18 protein-coding genes are annotated in these 16020 nt (G+C 63.3%); 6 read left to right on the top strand and 12 right to left on the bottom strand.

Annotated features, from left to right (window positions below):
• Positions 1 to 223: 223 nt before the first annotated feature.
• Entirely contained in the window at positions 224 to 1354 is a 1131-nt protein-coding gene (locus ANI01nite_RS17245) for a helicase associated domain-containing protein (RefSeq protein ID WP_170214588.1), read from the top strand.
• A gap of 117 nt (positions 1355 to 1471) precedes the next feature.
• Here the strand turns inward: ANI01nite_RS17245 and ANI01nite_RS16665 are convergent, their stop codons facing one another.
• From ANI01nite_RS16665 to ANI01nite_RS06410, 6 genes are all read right to left on the bottom strand, one after another.
• Positions 1472 to 2077: a hypothetical protein gene (locus ANI01nite_RS16665; protein WP_170214587.1), complete on the bottom strand. Its 606-nt coding sequence runs from the start codon at positions 2075 to 2077 to the stop codon at positions 1472 to 1474.
• Positions 2074 to 2994, bottom strand: a complete 921-nt coding sequence (locus tag ANI01nite_RS06425) for a transglycosylase SLT domain-containing protein (protein WP_170214586.1) — start codon at positions 2992 to 2994, stop codon at positions 2074 to 2076. Before ANI01nite_RS06425 ends, ANI01nite_RS16665 begins: the two co-directional genes overlap by 4 nt.
• A 69-nt stretch (positions 2995 to 3063) precedes the next feature.
• Entirely contained in the window at positions 3064 to 3204 is a 141-nt protein-coding gene (locus tag ANI01nite_RS16660) for a hypothetical protein (RefSeq protein WP_170214585.1), read from the bottom strand.
• A gap of 102 nt (positions 3205 to 3306) precedes the next feature.
• A complete protein-coding gene (locus ANI01nite_RS06420; RefSeq protein WP_084083922.1) occupies positions 3307 to 3606 on the bottom strand; it encodes a transcriptional regulator in 300 nt (99 codons plus the stop codon).
• A complete protein-coding gene (locus tag ANI01nite_RS06415; RefSeq protein ID WP_141356808.1) occupies positions 3590 to 4063 on the bottom strand; it encodes a hypothetical protein in 474 nt (157 codons plus the stop codon). The genes ANI01nite_RS06420 and ANI01nite_RS06415 overlap by 17 nt, the downstream gene beginning before the upstream one ends.
• A 63-nt stretch (positions 4064 to 4126) precedes the next feature.
• Positions 4127 to 4585 carry a 23S rRNA (pseudouridine(1915)-N(3))-methyltransferase RlmH gene (locus ANI01nite_RS06410; RefSeq protein ID WP_174787672.1) on the bottom strand — a complete coding sequence of 153 codons (459 nt, stop codon included), beginning with the start codon at positions 4583 to 4585 and terminating at the stop codon, positions 4127 to 4129.
• A gap of 63 nt (positions 4586 to 4648) precedes the next feature.
• On the opposite strand from ANI01nite_RS06410, the gene ANI01nite_RS06405 reads away from it, so the two are divergent.
• Positions 4649 to 5362 carry a phosphatase PAP2 family protein gene (locus ANI01nite_RS06405; protein ID WP_170214584.1) on the top strand — a complete coding sequence of 238 codons (714 nt, stop codon included), beginning with the start codon at positions 4649 to 4651 and terminating at the stop codon, positions 5360 to 5362.
• Here the strand turns inward: ANI01nite_RS06405 and ANI01nite_RS06400 are convergent.
• Positions 5331 to 6302: a D-2-hydroxyacid dehydrogenase family protein gene (locus ANI01nite_RS06400; RefSeq protein ID WP_141356804.1), complete on the bottom strand. Its 972-nt coding sequence runs from the start codon at positions 6300 to 6302 to the stop codon at positions 5331 to 5333. The genes ANI01nite_RS06405 and ANI01nite_RS06400 overlap by 32 nt on opposite strands.
• Positions 6303 to 6400: 98 nt before the next feature.
• Positions 6401 to 8248: a calcineurin-like phosphoesterase C-terminal domain-containing protein gene (locus tag ANI01nite_RS06395; RefSeq protein WP_141356802.1), complete on the bottom strand. Its 1848-nt coding sequence runs from the start codon at positions 8246 to 8248 to the stop codon at positions 6401 to 6403.
• A 179-nt stretch (positions 8249 to 8427) separates the two neighbouring features.
• Here ANI01nite_RS06395 and ANI01nite_RS06390 point away from each other — a divergent pair, with 179 nt between their 5' ends.
• Together ANI01nite_RS06390 and ANI01nite_RS06385 are read left to right on the top strand one after the other, a co-directional pair.
• On the top strand, positions 8428 to 9555 hold the full coding sequence (locus ANI01nite_RS06390; RefSeq protein ID WP_141356800.1) for a hypothetical protein: 1128 nt from the start codon (positions 8428 to 8430) through the stop codon (positions 9553 to 9555).
• A gap of 49 nt (positions 9556 to 9604) precedes the next feature.
• Positions 9605 to 10036, top strand: coding sequence for an acyl-CoA thioesterase (locus tag ANI01nite_RS06385; protein ID WP_121866074.1), 432 nt, complete (start codon positions 9605 to 9607; stop codon positions 10034 to 10036).
• Here the strand turns inward: ANI01nite_RS06385 and ANI01nite_RS06380 are convergent.
• Positions 10033 to 10884: a helix-turn-helix transcriptional regulator gene (locus ANI01nite_RS06380; protein WP_141356798.1), complete on the bottom strand. Its 852-nt coding sequence runs from the start codon at positions 10882 to 10884 to the stop codon at positions 10033 to 10035. The two genes, ANI01nite_RS06385 and ANI01nite_RS06380, sit on opposite strands and share 4 nt — an antisense overlap.
• 191 nt (positions 10885 to 11075) lie before the next feature.
• Here ANI01nite_RS06380 and ANI01nite_RS06375 point away from each other — a divergent pair, with 191 nt between their 5' ends.
• Both ANI01nite_RS06375 and ANI01nite_RS06370 read left to right on the top strand, forming a co-directional pair.
• On the top strand, positions 11076 to 12371 hold the full coding sequence (locus ANI01nite_RS06375; RefSeq protein WP_218024308.1) for a benzoate/H(+) symporter BenE family transporter: 1296 nt from the start codon (positions 11076 to 11078) through the stop codon (positions 12369 to 12371).
• Between the two features lie 101 nt (positions 12372 to 12472).
• Positions 12473 to 13264, top strand: a complete 792-nt coding sequence (locus ANI01nite_RS06370) for an aspartate dehydrogenase domain-containing protein (protein ID WP_073707413.1) — start codon at positions 12473 to 12475, stop codon at positions 13262 to 13264.
• Positions 13265 to 13267: 3 nt separating this feature from the next.
• Here the strand turns inward: ANI01nite_RS06370 and pcaC are convergent, their stop codons facing one another.
• Genes pcaC through ANI01nite_RS06355 form a run of 3 tightly spaced genes read right to left on the bottom strand, consistent with a single transcriptional unit; the run spans position 13268 to position 15880 of the window.
• On the bottom strand, positions 13268 to 13675 hold the full coding sequence (gene pcaC / locus ANI01nite_RS06365) for a 4-carboxymuconolactone decarboxylase (RefSeq protein WP_141356796.1): 408 nt from the start codon (positions 13673 to 13675) through the stop codon (positions 13268 to 13270).
• A gap of 19 nt (positions 13676 to 13694) precedes the next feature.
• Positions 13695 to 14492, bottom strand: coding sequence for an alpha/beta fold hydrolase (locus tag ANI01nite_RS06360; protein WP_170214583.1), 798 nt, complete (start codon positions 14490 to 14492; stop codon positions 13695 to 13697).
• Positions 14474 to 15880 carry a lyase family protein gene (locus tag ANI01nite_RS06355; RefSeq protein WP_141356794.1) on the bottom strand — a complete coding sequence of 469 codons (1407 nt, stop codon included), beginning with the start codon at positions 15878 to 15880 and terminating at the stop codon, positions 14474 to 14476. Before ANI01nite_RS06355 ends, ANI01nite_RS06360 begins: the two co-directional genes overlap by 19 nt.
• Between the last annotated feature and the right edge of the window lie 140 nt (positions 15881 to 16020).

The following is a 16020-nucleotide window of genomic DNA, read 5'->3' as shown; positions in this document are numbered from 1 at the left end:
TGATCGAGCATTCATTGAGACAAGCACCGGCATAGTTTCAAAAACTTTGGTAAGTGTCGCTAGCCTGCATTCGCTTTTAGCGGTGGTTACGGCACCTACTAGAACCGGTGCCCCTATAGGATACAAGCACGCCGGGACCGGCATGCGAAAGCCTGGACTACAATACCCCACCAAATCCCAAGAATCCGTCCTCAGTGCTCGTCGCGTAGGGTATCTTAAGGCCATGACCAGCTGGAACATCTCAAGGCACCCCGAATGGGACCAGCTGCTGCTCGCCGGAATCACGGTGCGGGAAATCGCCGAACTTTGCCACCGCGGTCCTGCCGCCATCCATTACCACCTGCGACGACGCGAACACTATGAACCCGGTTTCCGTGCCAAGCACGAAGCGGCAGTGGCCACACGTAACAACAACAGGCCCTCCAGCACATGGCGGCGTCAGGCTACCGAATTAGCAGCCTTCCATGCTGAGCACGAAAGGCTTCCGCGCAGCACAGGCGACCGGGGTGAACGTTCCTTGCACCATTGGGTTGCAGTTCAGCGCAAGGAGTTCCAGTCCGGTCAATTGCCTGCAGCTAAAATCCTGCTTCTGCAAGACGTTCCCGATTGGCATATCGACCTCGGCAACGCGAACTCGACGAACGGTGGAGCGAGCGTTTCGAGGCGCTCCGCCAATTCGTTGCAGAAAGCGGCCAGTTCCCGCGATACCGGACCTACACATCTGAAACGGAACATTCCTTGGGTATCTGGCTGCATAACCAGCATCAGCGCCGTACCGAAGGGAAACTTGCAGCATGGCGACGCGATGCGCTGGATCACGAGTTTGCCGGATGGCGAGGTTACTCCTGATCATGCCGCGGACTGCCGGAAGTCGATTCCACGGCACCACATCCAGTCAATTCTGGTTTGCCCCCCCAAGGCATGCAGATCTAGCGAATATCCTGCTGCCCACAGTGGTCGTTTTGGCTGCTTAGCTCCGGCAAGACATCGGGCAGGTGTGAGAAAACCCAATCATTTAATCCAAGCTATGGCTATACTACTGCTGTTAGTACTGTCACGTCCTGGAGGTGGAGCCATGATCAGAAAAACCCTTACGCGGATCGCTATGTCAGCCTCGGCGTTGGCGCTTGCTGCTGGAGGTCTAACCGTTGCAGCAATGCCGGCCCAGGCTGGATATTCCTATCTCTATCCCACTGACTACAAGACGTTCGATGCTTGCAACGCCAAGCGTCTGACGATGAACTCTTCGTGGACGCGAGCGAGCCAGTGCTTTATCTACTACGACACCGATCGCAACGGGAATCGCGTTGGCCCGAACATCTGGAAGTTCTCAGTGACGATCAAGAGCTACTAAATAGGGCTCCCCACCGATCGTCCTGCAGGGCAAGGTTGTCATGGGAACGTTTATCCGCATCGTCATCCCTATTTCTTTGAGGTCTTTTAGCTGCGGCGCCCCGATTTCGGTGTGAGGCTAGAGGACAGAGGAAACGTAGTCGCGGATCTTGTACGGTTCGGTGTCGGTGTCGGTGTCGGTGTCGGTGTCGGTGTCGGTGTCGGTGTCGGTGAAGGTGAAGAAGAACGTCTGCTTCCCTTCGCCGGCCCAGGATTCTCCGTCCTTGGTGACCCATTGCCAGGTGGCGGTGACCGCAAACGTGTCTTGCTCGTGGTGCTCGGTCATGAGTTTCACCGTGGGCTTGCTGGTTGCTTTCTTCTCTGCGGCGGTCAGCCATTCAACGCCGGTCGCGGGCCGTTCCGGCGCGATGACTTGCTTGGCTCGTTTGCTGGTCATGAGCTTTCTGGCGCGCATTTCGGCGGCGGTGCGGTTGAAGTCCTTGTTCGGGTCCCAGGTGGTCATGATCGTTGCCGCTTGCTTGGCCAGCTCGATTTTGGCTGGATCATCTACAGGATCCCCGTGCTCATGGCTGGCGCTAGGTGCAGGCGTGGTAGGACTGGCTGTGGTTGGGGCAACGCTCGGGATGCCGCTCGCTTCGGTCTCGGTGCTGACGGGGGTGCATCCGGCTAGGCCCGTTACGAGTCCTACCGCCAGGGCCAGGGCGAAGATTTTGGGGTGTTTCATTGGATGTTCACCTTTTGCTGTCGCAGGATCGGTACCGGGTCATAAGTTGTGCCGTTGTTGATCGCTGGGCGGTCAAACACACTGGTTTTCGGGTTGTTGATCTGGAAGTGGACATGGATGCCACTGGAATTGCCGGTAGCTCCTGGCTTGCCCAGTGGGGTGCCTTTCTTCACTACGTCTCCGGTTTTCACCAGTAGAGAGTTGTCTTGGGCTTCGTGGAACTCGAACACCAGGTAAGGGGCTTCGGTCATCTGGGCGAAAATATAGTTGCCGTAGGAGCCGTAGAGCTTGTCGATGTTCCCGATGCTGGCATAGGTGATCTTCATGTCCGTGGGAGCGTAAAAGTAGGGGTCTGATCCGGCCAGGTCGATGCCTTCGTGCTTCAAGAGGAACGGCATGCCAGCGCAGCTGGCCAGCGGGCAGGCGCGTGGCCCGAACGGCGAGGTCATGCGTGAATTGGGCATGGGGTGTGCCCATTCATCGGCTTGCAGCTCCCCGAAATCGAAGCCACCGGGCGCTTCGCAGTTTGAGGAATAGTCCATCTGGGCGTTGCCCATGATGACTTCCACGTAGCGGCGCGTTTCCTCGAAGGGCGGGATGCCGCCATATTTTTGGACGTTGGCTGCTCCGGCGTTGTAGGCGGCCAGGGTGAATTGGATTATTTCTTTCTCGTTGCTGGACAGATCCGCGATTTGTCCGGCGAGATATTTCATGTAGCGGCCTTGGGCATCGAGGCCAGCGAACGGATCGAACGGGTCTTTACCGTTGCCCCATTCCTCCCAGGTGCCGGGCATGAACTGGGCAATGCCTTGTGCTCCCACTGGGGAGACTGCTTTGGGGTTCCAGCCGGATTCTTGGTTGATTTGCGCGGCAATGATGCCTATGGGCAGCCCCGCAGTATCGGCGGACTTCTCCACGGCTTCCCGGTATTGTGCGGGAATTTTCACCGTCGATTTCCCGTCCTGCCCTCGCCGATGGGGGTTCCTTCAATGACACTGGGGAGTATTGGGATCAAGTTCTTCGCTGCCCTCGGCACCTGGAGGCAGGAAGATCAGGGTGATGACCGGAAGCAGCAAGATCCCCGAGGCAACCGGGATGATTTTGACTCCGCCACATTGTTCTTCCATGACCAGGCCTCCCTACTGGCGTATGCTGTGGATGGTCTTGTTGAATCGGTAAAAAGTGGTGCTGCTGTGGTGCCGTTTCACATGCTCAGCTCGCGAGAATTCTTATCCTGCGGTAATTTCACGAAGGGCTGCGACGTGGCCAACGTATGCTCTGCGGCCTGCCTTCGTCAGCGAAACGCGCACATGGCTGCGGCCCAGCTTGGTGAATCGCTCGATGCCGACATAACCGGCATCGGCGAGCTGCTTGAGGTGCTTGCTCAGAACCGAGTCGGCGATATCGAGGAGACCGCGAAGGTGTGCGAATTCAGCCCACTGAACCGGAGCCAGGCTGGCGCAGATGCGCAGCCGCAATGGAGCGTGGATTAATTCGTCGAACCGGGCGTCGCTAGACGACTTGGTCATTGCCGTCCTCCAGGCGCGCCATGTTGTAGGCAGCTTGCATCTTGGCCACCAAGAACATGCAGGATATGAAGGTGACAAGAATCTTCGCCACTACTTCCTCTACCTGTGCCGCTTCCCAAAACCTCAGGCAATTGACCAGCAGGATGCCGAGGAAGAAATATCCTGCATAGGCGCCCGCCAGCAGGCTCGGGGTATCGGCCAATGTCCGTGGCTTTGCGCGACGGCGCCGGGCCAGCACGTACCAAAGGATCAACGGTATATACAACAGTGCTGTCCAAAAAGCCTGGGGTGGGTAAGCCTGGAACAACGTGAGGACTACGGCCGAGACTGCGACCAAGGTGGTGGTGAAGCCGCGAGGACTCCCGGAAGTCTGGACCATCTGCTGTGAGTCCTGCTCGGCAGATTGCAGCAGCTTGGCCGCGTGCTGTCCGTCCATGAAATCGCCTGATGAAGCCATGAATTACTCACTTTCCGTCACGGAAAGTCTCGTCTTTCCATGTCAGAAAGTCAAGGGATTGGCTTAAATGTGGTGGTACTTGCCGCCGGCCAGGATGTCCTGCGCCCGGTAGAGCTGCTCGGTGAGGATCAAGCGCACCAGCTGGTGCGGAAAGACCAGCTTGGACAGTGACCAGGTGAAGTTGGCGCGGGCATGCACCGTGGGGTCCACGCCGTAGGCGCCGCCGATGATGATCACCACATTGCGCGAGGAATCGATCGGCGTGCGCAGGGTGTTGGCCAGCGCGGGGGAGTCCACGTTCTTCCCTCGTTCATCGAGCAGCACCACGAAGTCGCGGTCATCGATCTTGGCCAGGATGCGTCCGGATTCCTCGCTGCGGGCCGCGTCGTTCTCGCGCGAGGAGTGGCTCAGCAGCTGCCAGGAAAGGTCGAAGGGCTTCTTCAGCCGCTTCTCGTAGCGGGAAATTCCTTCGTCCACCCAGGACTCGTGTTTCTTGCCTACAGCCAGCACCTTGATCGTCATGCTTCCATTGTTCCGCATCCAGCGGGTTCAGCGCTTCGCTTCCACCCCGATACGATGGAAGCCATGAGATCCTCTTGGTATTTCCGGCACGGCCAGCGTCCTGGCGGCGCACAGGTGCTGTGGATCATTTTCGGGCTGGTCGTCGCCATGTTCTACTTCACCCGCAGGGTGCTGGTGTCCCTGCATGCGGGCGGATGGGCCAAGGACCTGGACGCCCCGGCATACCAATGGGCACTGGAGCACCAGTCGCCGTTCCTGTTCGCGGTCTCCGACTTCCTGTACTTCTGGGGATCCACCCCGGGAATGACCATGATCATGCTGGTGATCACCGGGCTGCTGTGCTGGAAAACGCGCAGCGCGTGGCCGCTGGCGGCCGTCGCGTTCACGGCATTGGTCTCGGTGCTGCTGACCGTCATCCTCAAGGCCAACCTCCAGGTGCCGCGTCCCCAGGGCATCCCCGGGGGACCTGCGCCGCCTGAATCCTATTCATTCCCCAGTGGGCACACGCTGAACTCGGCGGCGCTGATCGGCATCGCCAGCTACCTGGCAATCATCTACGGGCTGCGCCGCTACGCGTACCTGATCGCCATCATCGCGGCGCTATTCGTGCTGGCGATGGGCGCCTCGCGCATCTACATCGGGCACCATTGGGTTTCGGATGTGCTGGTGGGCCTGCTGATCGGAGCCGCCTGGGCCGCCGTGGTGGCAATCCTGCACTACTTCTTCGTGCCGCGGCCCGCAGCTTCTAGGCCAGCACGCGGATCGGCGCGCCGCTAGCCCACGCGCGGAGATCTTCCACCGCATCGCGGTAGAACATCTCGAACTGCTCGATGGTCACGTAGCCGATATGCGGGGTGGCAATCACGCCCCTGGTGTTCGCCAGCCGGTCCTGGGCCGGCAGCGGTTCCACATCGAAGACATCCACCGCGGCCAGGTGCAGCCGCCGGCTTTCCAGCGCGTCGATGAGCGCGTCGGTCTGCACGATCCGGCTGCGCGAGGTGTTGACCAGGATGGAATCAGGTCGCATCCAGACCAGCTGCTTGGGCCCGATGACCCCGGTGCTGCGTTCGGAGAGCTTCAGGTGCACGGTCACGATGTCGCTGGTGGAAAACAGCTCGGCCTCGGAGACCAGCTCCACGCCCACTTCGGCGGCTCGCTCTTCGGTGAGGTTCTGGCTGTAGGCAATGACCCGCATGCCGAAGGCCAAGCCGACCTTGGCCACCCTCGACCCCAGATTCCCCAGGCCGTAGACGCCTAGGGTCTTGCCGGACAGGCCCATCCCGAACGTGGTCTGCCAGCCGGAGTCGGCCGCCAGCGGGCGGTTCGCGGAAAACAGTTCCACATCCAGTCGGCGCGCGGCGGAAAGAATCAGCGCCCAGGTGTGCTCAGCGGCATCGGTGGCCACATAGCCGGTGTGGCTGACCACGATGCCCCGGTCCCGTGCTGCCTGCAGGTCGATGGATCCGTTGCGGCGACCGGTGGTGACCAGCAGCTTCAGGTTGGGCAAGGCATTTAGCCGGGCGGCAGGAAAGGGCGTGCGTTCGCGCATGGCCACAATGGCATCGAAGGGCAGCAATGCCTCGACGACAGTGTGGTCCTCATGGCCCAGGTGCTCGGTGAAGACGGTGATCTCGGCGTCCAGCTCGGCGGCGAGGCCATCGAAATCGGCCAGCGAGCGGGCCACGTTGTGGTAATCATCAAGGATTGCAATGCGCATGGCTTCATCCTAGGCATCTGCGGCCGCTGCTGTCCTGTCGCTGGCGTAACAAAAAGCTGGCGCCTGCATCATGCAGGCACCAGCTCAAAGCATCGATGCTACTGGACGACGGTGAATTCCAGCTGCTCGGTGTAGGAGCGACCATGCACGTCGGTGGCGGTCGCCGTCGCGGTGTGCTCACCAACCGAGAGGTCATCGGGCAGTTCTAGGCGCCACAGGTGGCTGGTCTTCTCGGCGAGGCCGCCGCCGTGGACGAACTGCTCGGCGATGGCGGACGGGTCCGAGTACTCGGCTCCGGTCAGCGGGCGCTCGCCGGCCATCTGCTGGGTCCGCTCGGCGGATACAGGGTCCTGGCCGTCAATGGATACCTCGACGGTGGAACCGGTGCTGCCCATCCAGAAGTTCGTGGTCAGCCAGGTGTCCTGGGCCAATCCCTGCCGGCTCACTGCCAGCGGGTCGACCAGGGGCTGAACAGTGCCGCGTTCCTTGTCCAGATTCTCCTCGTACCACTGCCGGTACTGAGGGGTGTTCAGGCCCAGCGACATCTGCTTGCTGGGATCCTGGCCGGTGGCGGTGAAGCGCTCCACGATGTCGGTGTTCTTGATGTCCAAGGTGAGCACGCCCGGCGGGGTGCCGTCGCGCTGGATGGAGGTCGGGTAGCCGTTCTCGGTGACCCGGCCGTCATACCATTGCCCGGAAATTGCCGGGACCGTCAGGTGGGTGAAGGGCAAGCCTGCTTCGCCGACCTCATCGCGCCAGCCGTCCATCAGGTCCCCGGCGCGCAGGTTCTCCGACATGTGGGTGTGCCCGCCCAGGGAAACGGCCTCGCGTCCCTCAAGCAGCTCGTAGATCTCCTTGACCTGCTTGGTGGAATGCTCGTCGCTGTAGAAGAACTCGAGCAGCGGGCTGTGCCCGGCCAGGACGATGGCCTTGTTCTTTGGAACCTTGGCCAGATCTTCGCGCAGCCACTGCAGCTGGCGCTGGCCCAGATCGTAGGTGTAGTCGCTCTTCTTGGCCGGTACCGCCGTCGGGTAATCGATAGTGCTCAGGGCGATGACGTGCGCCTTGCCCGCATCATAGGAATAGTATTCGGGGCCGAACTGGGCGCGGAAGGAATCGAATTCATGCTGTCTGTCCAGCGAATCGTAGTCGATGTCGTGGTTGCCTGGCAGGAAGCGGGCCGGGCCATTGAGCATGGAGGTGAGCTCGCGGGTCTGGTGGAAGAACGTCAGGTCATCGCCCACGAGGTCGCCGATGAACAACGCTCCGCACCCGGTGTAGTCGGTGCGGGCCGCCAGATCGGCGAAGGCGCCCTCCCTGGCGTATTCGACTTCCTGCTGGGTGTAGGTCTGCACGTCCGCGCCGATGACGCAGCTCTGCTCGGGCGATTGCGTGGCGTTGCTGCGCACCAGCGGGAAGTTGACGGCTTCGGGCAGCGGGCCGGTCGGCGCGATGCCGTCGTACTTCAGTTCCGGGGAGCCTCCGGGCAGGTGGTTGTAGAAGAACTGGGCGACGTTGTCCTCGTCAACCGGTACCTGGAAGCCGCGCGGCTGGGTGACGAATGCGGTCATGTTGTTGTAGGCCGGCAGTTCGTAGCGGCCCTGTCCGTCGGTGGACACAACGTCGCGGCCGTTGGACACCGTGACGTTCGGCAGGCCGGGTTCACCGGCATCCTGCTTGGAGTTCTTGTTGCGGTCCTCGAAGACCACGCCGTCCAGCGTCTGTTGATCGGCGGCGTTGCCGCTATTTTTAGCAGGGATGACCTCGACGGACCCGCGGTAGGCCGAGGAGCTCCAATCCGCGGTGGTCTTGGCGGCAGGCGCCGCTTCGACTTCTGGGCTGGCGCTGATCAAAGCGGTGGAAGCGGCAATGGCAACCAGGCTTCCGGCGGTCAGATGCAGTGGGGTGAGATGATTGGTTTTGCCGGGTCGAGCGAAGAATTTCACGTACGTTCCTCCGGGTGGGGGCAATCTGCCGGCCCGTTGGCCAGCCGTATCCCACGGTGCCAAGGACAGGTGAATTGCAACCCATGCCCAGGTAATGTCGATTCATCGATCCCGTAAATAGTTATCGACTGTCTTGGCAGGATTTAGGTATCTCCAGCTAATGAAATGAAGTGGTGGCGATGGAACTGGTGCAGGCGCTGATGGCAGGCGCGCGGGGACGCAGGCTGCTGTGGGAATTCGCAATTGCCAGCGAAGAGCAGCTGCAACCGGAATTCGCGGAGCATCCACTGCGGGCGGCGATGTTCTATGCCGCGCATCGGGTCGCGGTCGAACGTGGCGAGAGCGTTGGCCTGTTTGGCATGGACGAGCGAGGCGTGCCCGATATCAGTGTCGAGGAGATTGCACGGCTCCTTGATGTCGCCAGCCTGGTGACGCCCACTGCGGCGCTCCTGCAACACGCGCTAGTTCGTTCGGTGGACTACGCGCGCTATTGGCAGGAACCGGATGGGGAAGACACCCTGCTGGCGTTGCCGGCTTTCGCCGCGCCTCTTGAGCGGGTCGCCCGGCATCTGGCGGACAGCGGGCTCGCGGACTGGTGGATGGATCCCGTGGATCTGCGTAACCAGTTCAAGGTGGAGTTCGACCAGCATGATCCCGTGGGCAAGTCGCAAGCTCCCGATGACGATGCCCTTGGCATTTTGCAGGACTGGAGGGGCGCGGTTCTGGCGACGGAAGCCCGCGATGCCGCGGAACTGCATAACAGCCAGCTGGGCAGCTTCAGTGGCGAATGGTGGTCCAAGCCCAGCAGCCGCCTGCCCGCCAGCACCGGTATCTTCCCTGGCGGCGAGCCTGTGGGCCTGAGCTGCGTGGAAGACGGTTTCGGGTGGGAACAGGCTAGCGTCAGGCACGCTAGTGTGCCTCCCGCAGCGAACATGCTGGAGATCGCCACGGCGGAGGACTGGATCCGTCTCTGCCGCGAACACGGCCTCGAGGTGTCCGCGCAGAAACGCCACGACTGGTATTTGGCTACTGGGCGCGACGGCGCATGGATGATCCCTGATTGGCTGGCAGTGGCGCGCGACTATGACGGGGTGCATCTGGGCATTGGTGCTTATCTGGCGCTCGCCGGCCAGTGCCTCGACATCGATGAGAAGTACGCCAGCGTGATTGCCGGGTGGGATCCGGACCAGACGTTCTGGTTCACCGATGAGCTGCGGTGCTATGGGCCGGCAACGGAATGGTTCTGCTTGGATGCCAACAACGAGGATGCGCGGTGGGTGCCTGCTGGCAATGTTCCAAGTTCATGAGCTGTCACGGGCGCAGTGGCCAGCCCCGGTTTCTGGTGCAATGGGTTTCATGAATGACGCGAAAAACGATGAACTGGCCGCCGCAACCGAGGTCATTTTGCAATTGCGCTGGTCGGATCAGGATGCCCTGGGCCACGTGAACAATGCGCGCATCGTGACATTGATGGAAGAAGCGCGCATCCGCTGGACGCGCGAAGACGGAACTACTGGCCGATTCGAATTCGGCACAGTAGTGGCATCCATCCAGATCGACTACCTGCGCCCGCTGTACTACCAGCCCGAGATGCTCATCCGCATGGGCATCAGCCGGCTCGGCAACAAATCCTTCACCGTGCGCGGTATCGGCTACCAGGATGGGCAGCCGGTATTCGACTCGACCACGGTCATGGTGCCACTGGCCGCCGATGGCGTTTCGTCCCGGCCGCTGAACGAGCTGGAGCGCAGCTGGCTCAGCGAATCGCTGATCCCGGCACGCGGCTAGCCTCTCGGCGCCGCACCCGGGCTGTTGAGCCGCGCTGCTAGATCGCGCAGCTTCGCTTCGGACTCAGAGCCCGGCTCGGTGGTGTAGATGAACAGGGTCTGGTCAGTTGCCCCGGTCACGTCCAGCGCCTCGTAGTTGACCTCCAGATAACCCACGTCGGGGTGGTTGAACCTCTTGATCCCATCCCGCCGCTCCACCACCCGGTGGTCTGCCCACCAGGTGCGGAATTCTTCGCTGTTCATGGACAGCTCTCCGACCAGCTGCGCGAGCAGCGGATCGTGCGGATGGCGCCCGGTATCCAGGCGCAAGGTGCCGACCATCGACGCGGCGACCTGTTCCCAGTCGGCATAGCGCTGCCTGGCTTCGGGATCGAGGAAGGCCCAGCGGATCAGGCTGCGGTGGCGCACCGGCTTGGCGAGGAAATCGGTGAGCAGGCTGGCGGCCAGCGGATTCATGCCCAGCACCTCGGTGCGCCGGCCGCGGATGAAGGCCGGATGGGCGGTGAAGGAATCCAGCAGCTTATGCAGGGATGGGCGCACCCGCTGGACGCTGCTCGACGGGCTGTTGCGCCCGGAGCCGGAGACCGAGCGGGCCAGATTGAACAAATGCCCGGTCGCCGCCTCATCCAGTTGCAGGGCCCTGGCCAACGCTCCGAGCACGGATTCGGAGGGACGCTTGTGCCGCCCCTGTTCCAGCCGGGTGTAGTAGTCGGTGCTCACGCCGGCCAGGACCGCAACCTCTTCGCGGCGCAGGCCAGGAACGCGGCGCCGGGGACCACCATCGCCTGCCGGGCTGACCAGCGCCCGGCGCGCCTTGAGGAACTCGCCGAGCTCTGTATTGGAATTCATCGGAGCAGTCCTTTCATCCGCGGGCCGCATCGCCCCGGTCTCATCCTAGCCCTGCCTGCGGTGCTGGTCCGAGGCCAGAACTATCCTAGGACTGGCATACCCCGGATCAATGTGCCACTTCCCACGGCCCCCGGAGCGGTGCATTAGTGATGGACTATTAATGCCACTGCCACCGTCATCCAGGAGAGCGCATGCCCAAGCCAGCGAATTTCTTGCCCACCGACGAATCGGCTCCAGCACCCGCGCGGTCACCGCGCGAACCGCTGCTAGAGCGGCCCGCGAGCAGGCCTGCCGGGATCCGCGCCCTGCTGCGCGATCTGGGCGCGGTCTATGCCAGCAATGGGGTGATCGGCCTGGTCTTCTCAGCCTCTGGCCCCATCGCGGTCACCCTTGCCGTGGGTGCCGCGGGCGGACTATCCCAGGCTGAGATGGCTTCCTGGGTCTGCGGGATCTTCCTCTCCGCCGGGTTGGCGACCATCGTGATGTCCCTGCTCTACCGCCAGCCGCTCGGATTCGCCTGGTCCATCCCCGGCACGGTGCTGCTGGGTCCTTCGCTGCAGCACCTGTCCTTCGCCGAAGTGGTCGGGGCGTTCTTCGTCTCGGGGGTGCTGGTCCTGGCACTGGGAGCCACCGGGGTAGTGCGCCGGATCATGGCGGCCATCCCGATGCCGATTGTGATGGCCATGGTGGCGGCGGTCTTCCTGCGCTTTGGCACCGACATCGTCTCATCCACCCAAGCCAACCCGGTGGTGGCCGCTCCCATGGTGCTGGTCTTCGTGCTGCTCAGTGCGGTGCCGGCGCTGGGCCGAAAACTGCCACCGGTGCTGGGCACGCTGATCGCCGGCATCATTGCCGTGGCCGCCAGCGGGCAGTTCGCATTGGATGCCGCGGGCGGTCCGGTACTTGCCACCCCGGTGTTCACCGCTCCGGAATTCACCTGGGCCGCGCAACTTGAACTGGTGGTACCGTTGGCCATCACCGTGCTGATCGTGCAGAACGGCCAGGGCGTTGCGGTGCTGCGTGCCGCCGGGCACCAGCCGCCGGTCAATGCCTTCGCCCTGGCCTCCGGCGGTTTCTCAATCCTCAACGCCTGCTTCGGCGCGGTATCCGCCTGCGTCACCGGGCCCACCAACGCGCTGCTCACCTCATCGGGCGAAAAGCACCGCCACTACACAGCAGCGGTGGTCTATGGATTCCTGTCCCTGGTCTTCGCCCTGCTGGCTCCGACGCTGACCCGCTTCATGCTGGCCACCCCTGAGGCATTCGTGCTGGCCTTGGGAGGCATCGCCATGCTCAAGGCCCTGCAGCAGGCGTTCGTGACGGCCTTCGCCACGAAGTTCTCCCTTGGCGCGCTGGTGACATTTGTCGTGACAATTTCCGGCCTGGACCTGTTCAACATCCACGCGGCCTTCTGGGGCATCCTCTTCGGCTATGCCGCCTCCCGGCTCATGGAGCGCGGCGACCATGCCTCCGCGGCCGGGCAATAGCGCGGAGCTCCTGTTGTTCCGGGACCACGCCGGTTCGTGATGGTCGCGCCGGCTGGCTAAGCTGGCGATAGCTGGCATCAAAGAATTCGGACAGGACGGTCATGGCCGCGGGCAGCATGTATCGGGTGGGAGTAATGGGCTATGGCGCCATCGGCTCCGTGGTGGCGGATCAATTGGCTGCCGGGAGCGTGGCGGGCGCCCAGCTTGAAGGGGTGATCCTGCGCCGGCATCAGCCGGGGCTGGAACATGAACAGTTGAATCTCCAGCAGGCGCTGGAGCGCTGCGACCTGGTGGTCGAATGTGCGGGCCAGCACGCTGTGCGGGAGCATGCGGTGCGCATCCTGGAGGCAGGGGTCGACCTGCTGGCCAGTTCCATGGGAGCGCTGGCCGACCCGGATCTTGCCGCATCAGTGCAAGCTGCCGGGCCAGGCCGGCTGATCAGCACCGCCGGGGCCATTGGCGGATTGGACCTGTTTGGTGCGGCGGCACGAATGGGCGGCATCGAGCAGGTGCTGGTTACGACGCGCAAGCTGCCGGCCACCTTGGTGCAGCCGTGGATGGATGCGCGGCGGCGCCGCGAACTGGAGCAGGCCAGCGGCCCGGTAGAGGTATTCAACGGTCCGGCTGCGGTGGCGGCCCGCGACTTCCAGAAGTCGCTGAATGTCGCCGCGGCAGTGGCCTTAACAGTGGGGGATTGGGACGCGGTGCAGGTCAGGCTGCTCGCCGATCCGGCGGCAGAGCTGACCGAGCACCTCATCGAAGCGCACGGGCCAGCCGGCGAGTACAGCTTCTCGGTCAAGAATTACCCATCGCCGCGCAACCCGCGCACCAGCGGCATCGTCCCGTGGGCCTTGCTGCACTCGATCCAGCAGGCCGCGGATGCGCGGCGCTAGCGGCTAGTTGCCTTCGGCCGCCGAGTACTCGTCCAGCACCTTCTTGCCGATCTTGAACGCCACATTCGCTGCCGGAACGGAGCAGTAGATGGCGCACTGCAAGAAGACTTCCTTGATCTCTTCCGGGGTCATGCCGTTGCGCAGGGCGGCGTGCACATGCATTTCCAGCTCTTCCCAGTATCCGCCGGCAATCATTGCAGTCAGCGTGATGGCGCTGCGGGTGGTGCGTGGCAGGCCTTCGCGGGTCCAGATGGTGCCCCAGGCGTAGCGGGTGATCATCTCCTGGAATTCGTCGGTGAACTCGTTCGAGTTCTTGGTGGAACGATCCACGTGCTCATTGCCCAGGACCTGGCGGCGCACCGCCATGCCGGCATCGTAGGTGTCGCCGGGAAGGCGTGATGATTCAGTCATTGCCTGCTAGTCCTCGCTGCTAGTTGGACAGGAAGAAGTCGACCAGCAAGGCCGCAGTCTCTTCCGGAGCTTCGGCCGGGGCCAGATGGGCTGCCGAATCAATGACCGCCATGGTTCCGCGCGGTGCATTCTCGGCAATGAATTCCGCGTCGGCCGGAGGGCAGACCTGGTCCTGCGCGCCGTTGATCGCGATGATCGGGTCGCTGGTGGAGGCCAGCTGCTCGCGCACGTCGAAGCCTGCCAAGGCGCCGCAGACGTGGGCGTAGGCGAATCGGTCGGCGTCCTGCAGGCTGTGCAGCAGCTCGGTGCTGATCACCGGCTGCTTCTCGATGAACCCCGGTGCGAACCAGCGTTCGGCGGAACCGGCGACCATGGTCGGGGTACCCGCCTTGGCGACCAGCTCGGCACGGTCGGTCCACGCTTCCGGGGTGCCGATTTTCGCGGCCGAGCAGATGGAGGATAGCCCGTTGAAGAAGCCCGGGTGGTCTACCGCCAGCTGCAGGGCGGTGGCCCCGCCCACCGAGACGCCCGCGTAGTACAGCTTGGAGCCCTCGGCGATGACGCCGTCGGCACGCAGCGCCGCGACAACTTCGGTGACCCCGGTGGCCAGTTCGGCCAGCGTGAATTCCTCGGTGGATGGCTTGCTTTCGCCATGCCCCGGGAGATCCCAGGCGATGACCTGGAAGTGCTCCTTGAGGTACGGCAAGGCCGGTGCCCACAGCGGCAGGGCGGCGGTGCCCAGCGAAGGGCCGGCAATGAGGGTGGGAAGTTCCTTGCTGGTATGCAGCAAGGACGGGGTTAGTTGCGGGACTGCCATAGTTCCTTCCGTGCCGAGTAATCGGCGAGTACGGTATCGGTGAAGCGATCCGCGGCACCGAGGTAGCCGGCTGGATCAAGTAATTCGTCGAGGTCCTGGTCGCTTAGATCATGGGTGGGGATTTCCAGGCGCAGCAGCTCGCGCAGGGAAACATCCTCGTCCAGGCTGCGGCGCACCAACGACTGGATGGCCGGTTTTCCGCCAACCACCAGCGGTGCCAGGACGGCCGCGAGGCGCTCGGAGAGCACGGCATCTCCGCCCAGGGCGAGGTTGCGCTCAATGGCGGGAAGATTCACGCCCAGGCCGTTGGCCAGGAACGAAGCGTGGAAGGCGGCCCCGGAAGCCAGCCGGGCCAGTTCGCGCAGGGCGCTCCATTCGGCATGCCAGCCGCCATCCGGGCGTTCATCCACTGCGGTACCGGCAGCGGTGAACAGGGTGGAGAGCAGGCCGGGGGCGCTGAATGCCGCATTGCGCAGCAGCACCGAGCGCACCGGGTTTTGCTTCTGCGGCATGGCCGAGGAACCGCCCTTGCCAGCCTCGCGCGGTTCGGACAGCTCGCCGATTTCCGGGCGGGAGGCGGTGAGCACATCCGCGCCGAAGGTCCCCAGCGCGGCAATGGCCGAACCCAGCGCGGAGCCGAGCTGCAGAATCGGCATGCGGTTGGTGTGCCAAGGCGTTCCCGTATCCGCCAGGCCCAGCAGGCCTGCCAGCTGCGAGGCCAGCGACTTGCTCGTGGCTGTTGTTTCCGTGTGTCTGGAGAGCAGCTGCTCCAAGGATGCGAGCGTTCCCACCGCTCCGCCCCACTGCAGGCGCAGCTGCCCGGTGGCGGCGTCCAGCTGCCGTTCGGCATCCAGCACGGCCGATAGCCAGCTGGCGGCCTTCCACCCCAGGGTGGTGGGCAGCGCATGCTGGGTCAGCGAGCGGGCAATGCACACGGTGGACCGGTGCTCGCGTGCCAGGGCGGCCAACCCGCTGGCGGTGCTGCGCAGATCGGCCAGCGTGAGCGTGATCGCCTTGGACAGGATCAGCATCAGCGCGGTGTCGATGATGTCCTGGCTGGTCGCCCCGCGGTGCAAGGCGGTACTGGCGGTTTTCGCCGCGCCATCGTGCGTGAGCAGCTCGCGCATCATGCCCAGCAGCGGGATGAGCGCATTGGCTCCATCCGGCGTTCTCGAAGCCAGCAGGGCCAGGTCGTAGCGTTCGACGCTGGCCACCTCGCGCACCGCCTGCGCATCCTCGATGCTGCACAGGCCAGCGTCCGCCTGGACCTGCACCCATGCGGCTTCTGCATCCAGCATCCCCTGGACGAAAGCCGCGTCGCTGGCCAGCGCTGAGGCCGCGGTACCAGCCCAGGCAGGGGCCAGTACGCCGTAGTCTGCGCCTTCCATTCGATCCCTCGTTTCTTAGCTGTTTAGCGTGCACGCCGTTCTTCTAGAACTCTAGTGCCCGGCAACTGGCGAAACCCCGCCGAGCGCTTCAACGCCCGTAACAGTACGGGCGCCGGGGCAGCCTGGCGGGGTGGTGCGAT

The sequence above is a fragment of the Glutamicibacter nicotianae genome (genome assembly GCF_006539525.1).
GTDB classification, from domain to species: Bacteria; Actinomycetota; Actinomycetes; order Actinomycetales; family Micrococcaceae; genus Glutamicibacter; species Glutamicibacter nicotianae.
The sequence above is the reverse complement of the archived record's forward strand: the minus strand, read 5'-3'. Positions and strand labels throughout refer to the sequence as shown.

Excerpts from the sequence above, each read along its gene's own strand:
- ANI01nite_RS17245 (WP_170214588.1), top strand. The coding sequence starts at position 224 with ATGACCAGCTGGAACATCTCAAGGCACCCCGAATGGGACCAGCTGCTG.
- ANI01nite_RS16665 (WP_170214587.1), bottom strand. The coding sequence starts at position 2,077 with ATGAAACACCCCAAAATCTTCGCCCTGGCCCTGGCGGTAGGACTCGTA.
- ANI01nite_RS16660 (WP_170214585.1), bottom strand. The coding sequence starts at position 3,204 with ATGGAAGAACAATGTGGCGGAGTCAAAATCATCCCGGTTGCCTCGGGG.
- ANI01nite_RS06420 (WP_084083922.1), bottom strand. The coding sequence starts at position 3,606 with ATGACCAAGTCGTCTAGCGACGCCCGGTTCGACGAATTAATCCACGCT.
- ANI01nite_RS06415 (WP_141356808.1), bottom strand. The coding sequence starts at position 4,063 with ATGGCTTCATCAGGCGATTTCATGGACGGACAGCACGCGGCCAAGCTG.
- ANI01nite_RS06410 (WP_174787672.1), bottom strand. The coding sequence starts at position 4,585 with ATGACGATCAAGGTGCTGGCTGTAGGCAAGAAACACGAGTCCTGGGTG.
- ANI01nite_RS06405 (WP_170214584.1), top strand. The coding sequence starts at position 4,649 with ATGAGATCCTCTTGGTATTTCCGGCACGGCCAGCGTCCTGGCGGCGCA.
- ANI01nite_RS06400 (WP_141356804.1), bottom strand. The coding sequence starts at position 6,302 with ATGCGCATTGCAATCCTTGATGATTACCACAACGTGGCCCGCTCGCTG.
- ANI01nite_RS06390 (WP_141356800.1), top strand. The coding sequence starts at position 8,428 with ATGGAACTGGTGCAGGCGCTGATGGCAGGCGCGCGGGGACGCAGGCTG.
- ANI01nite_RS06385 (WP_121866074.1), top strand. The coding sequence starts at position 9,605 with ATGAATGACGCGAAAAACGATGAACTGGCCGCCGCAACCGAGGTCATT.
- ANI01nite_RS06380 (WP_141356798.1), bottom strand. The coding sequence starts at position 10,884 with ATGAATTCCAATACAGAGCTCGGCGAGTTCCTCAAGGCGCGCCGGGCG.
- ANI01nite_RS06375 (WP_218024308.1), top strand. The coding sequence starts at position 11,076 with ATGCCCAAGCCAGCGAATTTCTTGCCCACCGACGAATCGGCTCCAGCA.
- ANI01nite_RS06370 (WP_073707413.1), top strand. The coding sequence starts at position 12,473 with ATGGCCGCGGGCAGCATGTATCGGGTGGGAGTAATGGGCTATGGCGCC.
- pcaC (WP_141356796.1), bottom strand. The coding sequence starts at position 13,675 with ATGACTGAATCATCACGCCTTCCCGGCGACACCTACGATGCCGGCATG.
- ANI01nite_RS06360 (WP_170214583.1), bottom strand. The coding sequence starts at position 14,492 with ATGGCAGTCCCGCAACTAACCCCGTCCTTGCTGCATACCAGCAAGGAA.
- ANI01nite_RS06355 (WP_141356794.1), bottom strand. The coding sequence starts at position 15,880 with ATGGAAGGCGCAGACTACGGCGTACTGGCCCCTGCCTGGGCTGGTACC.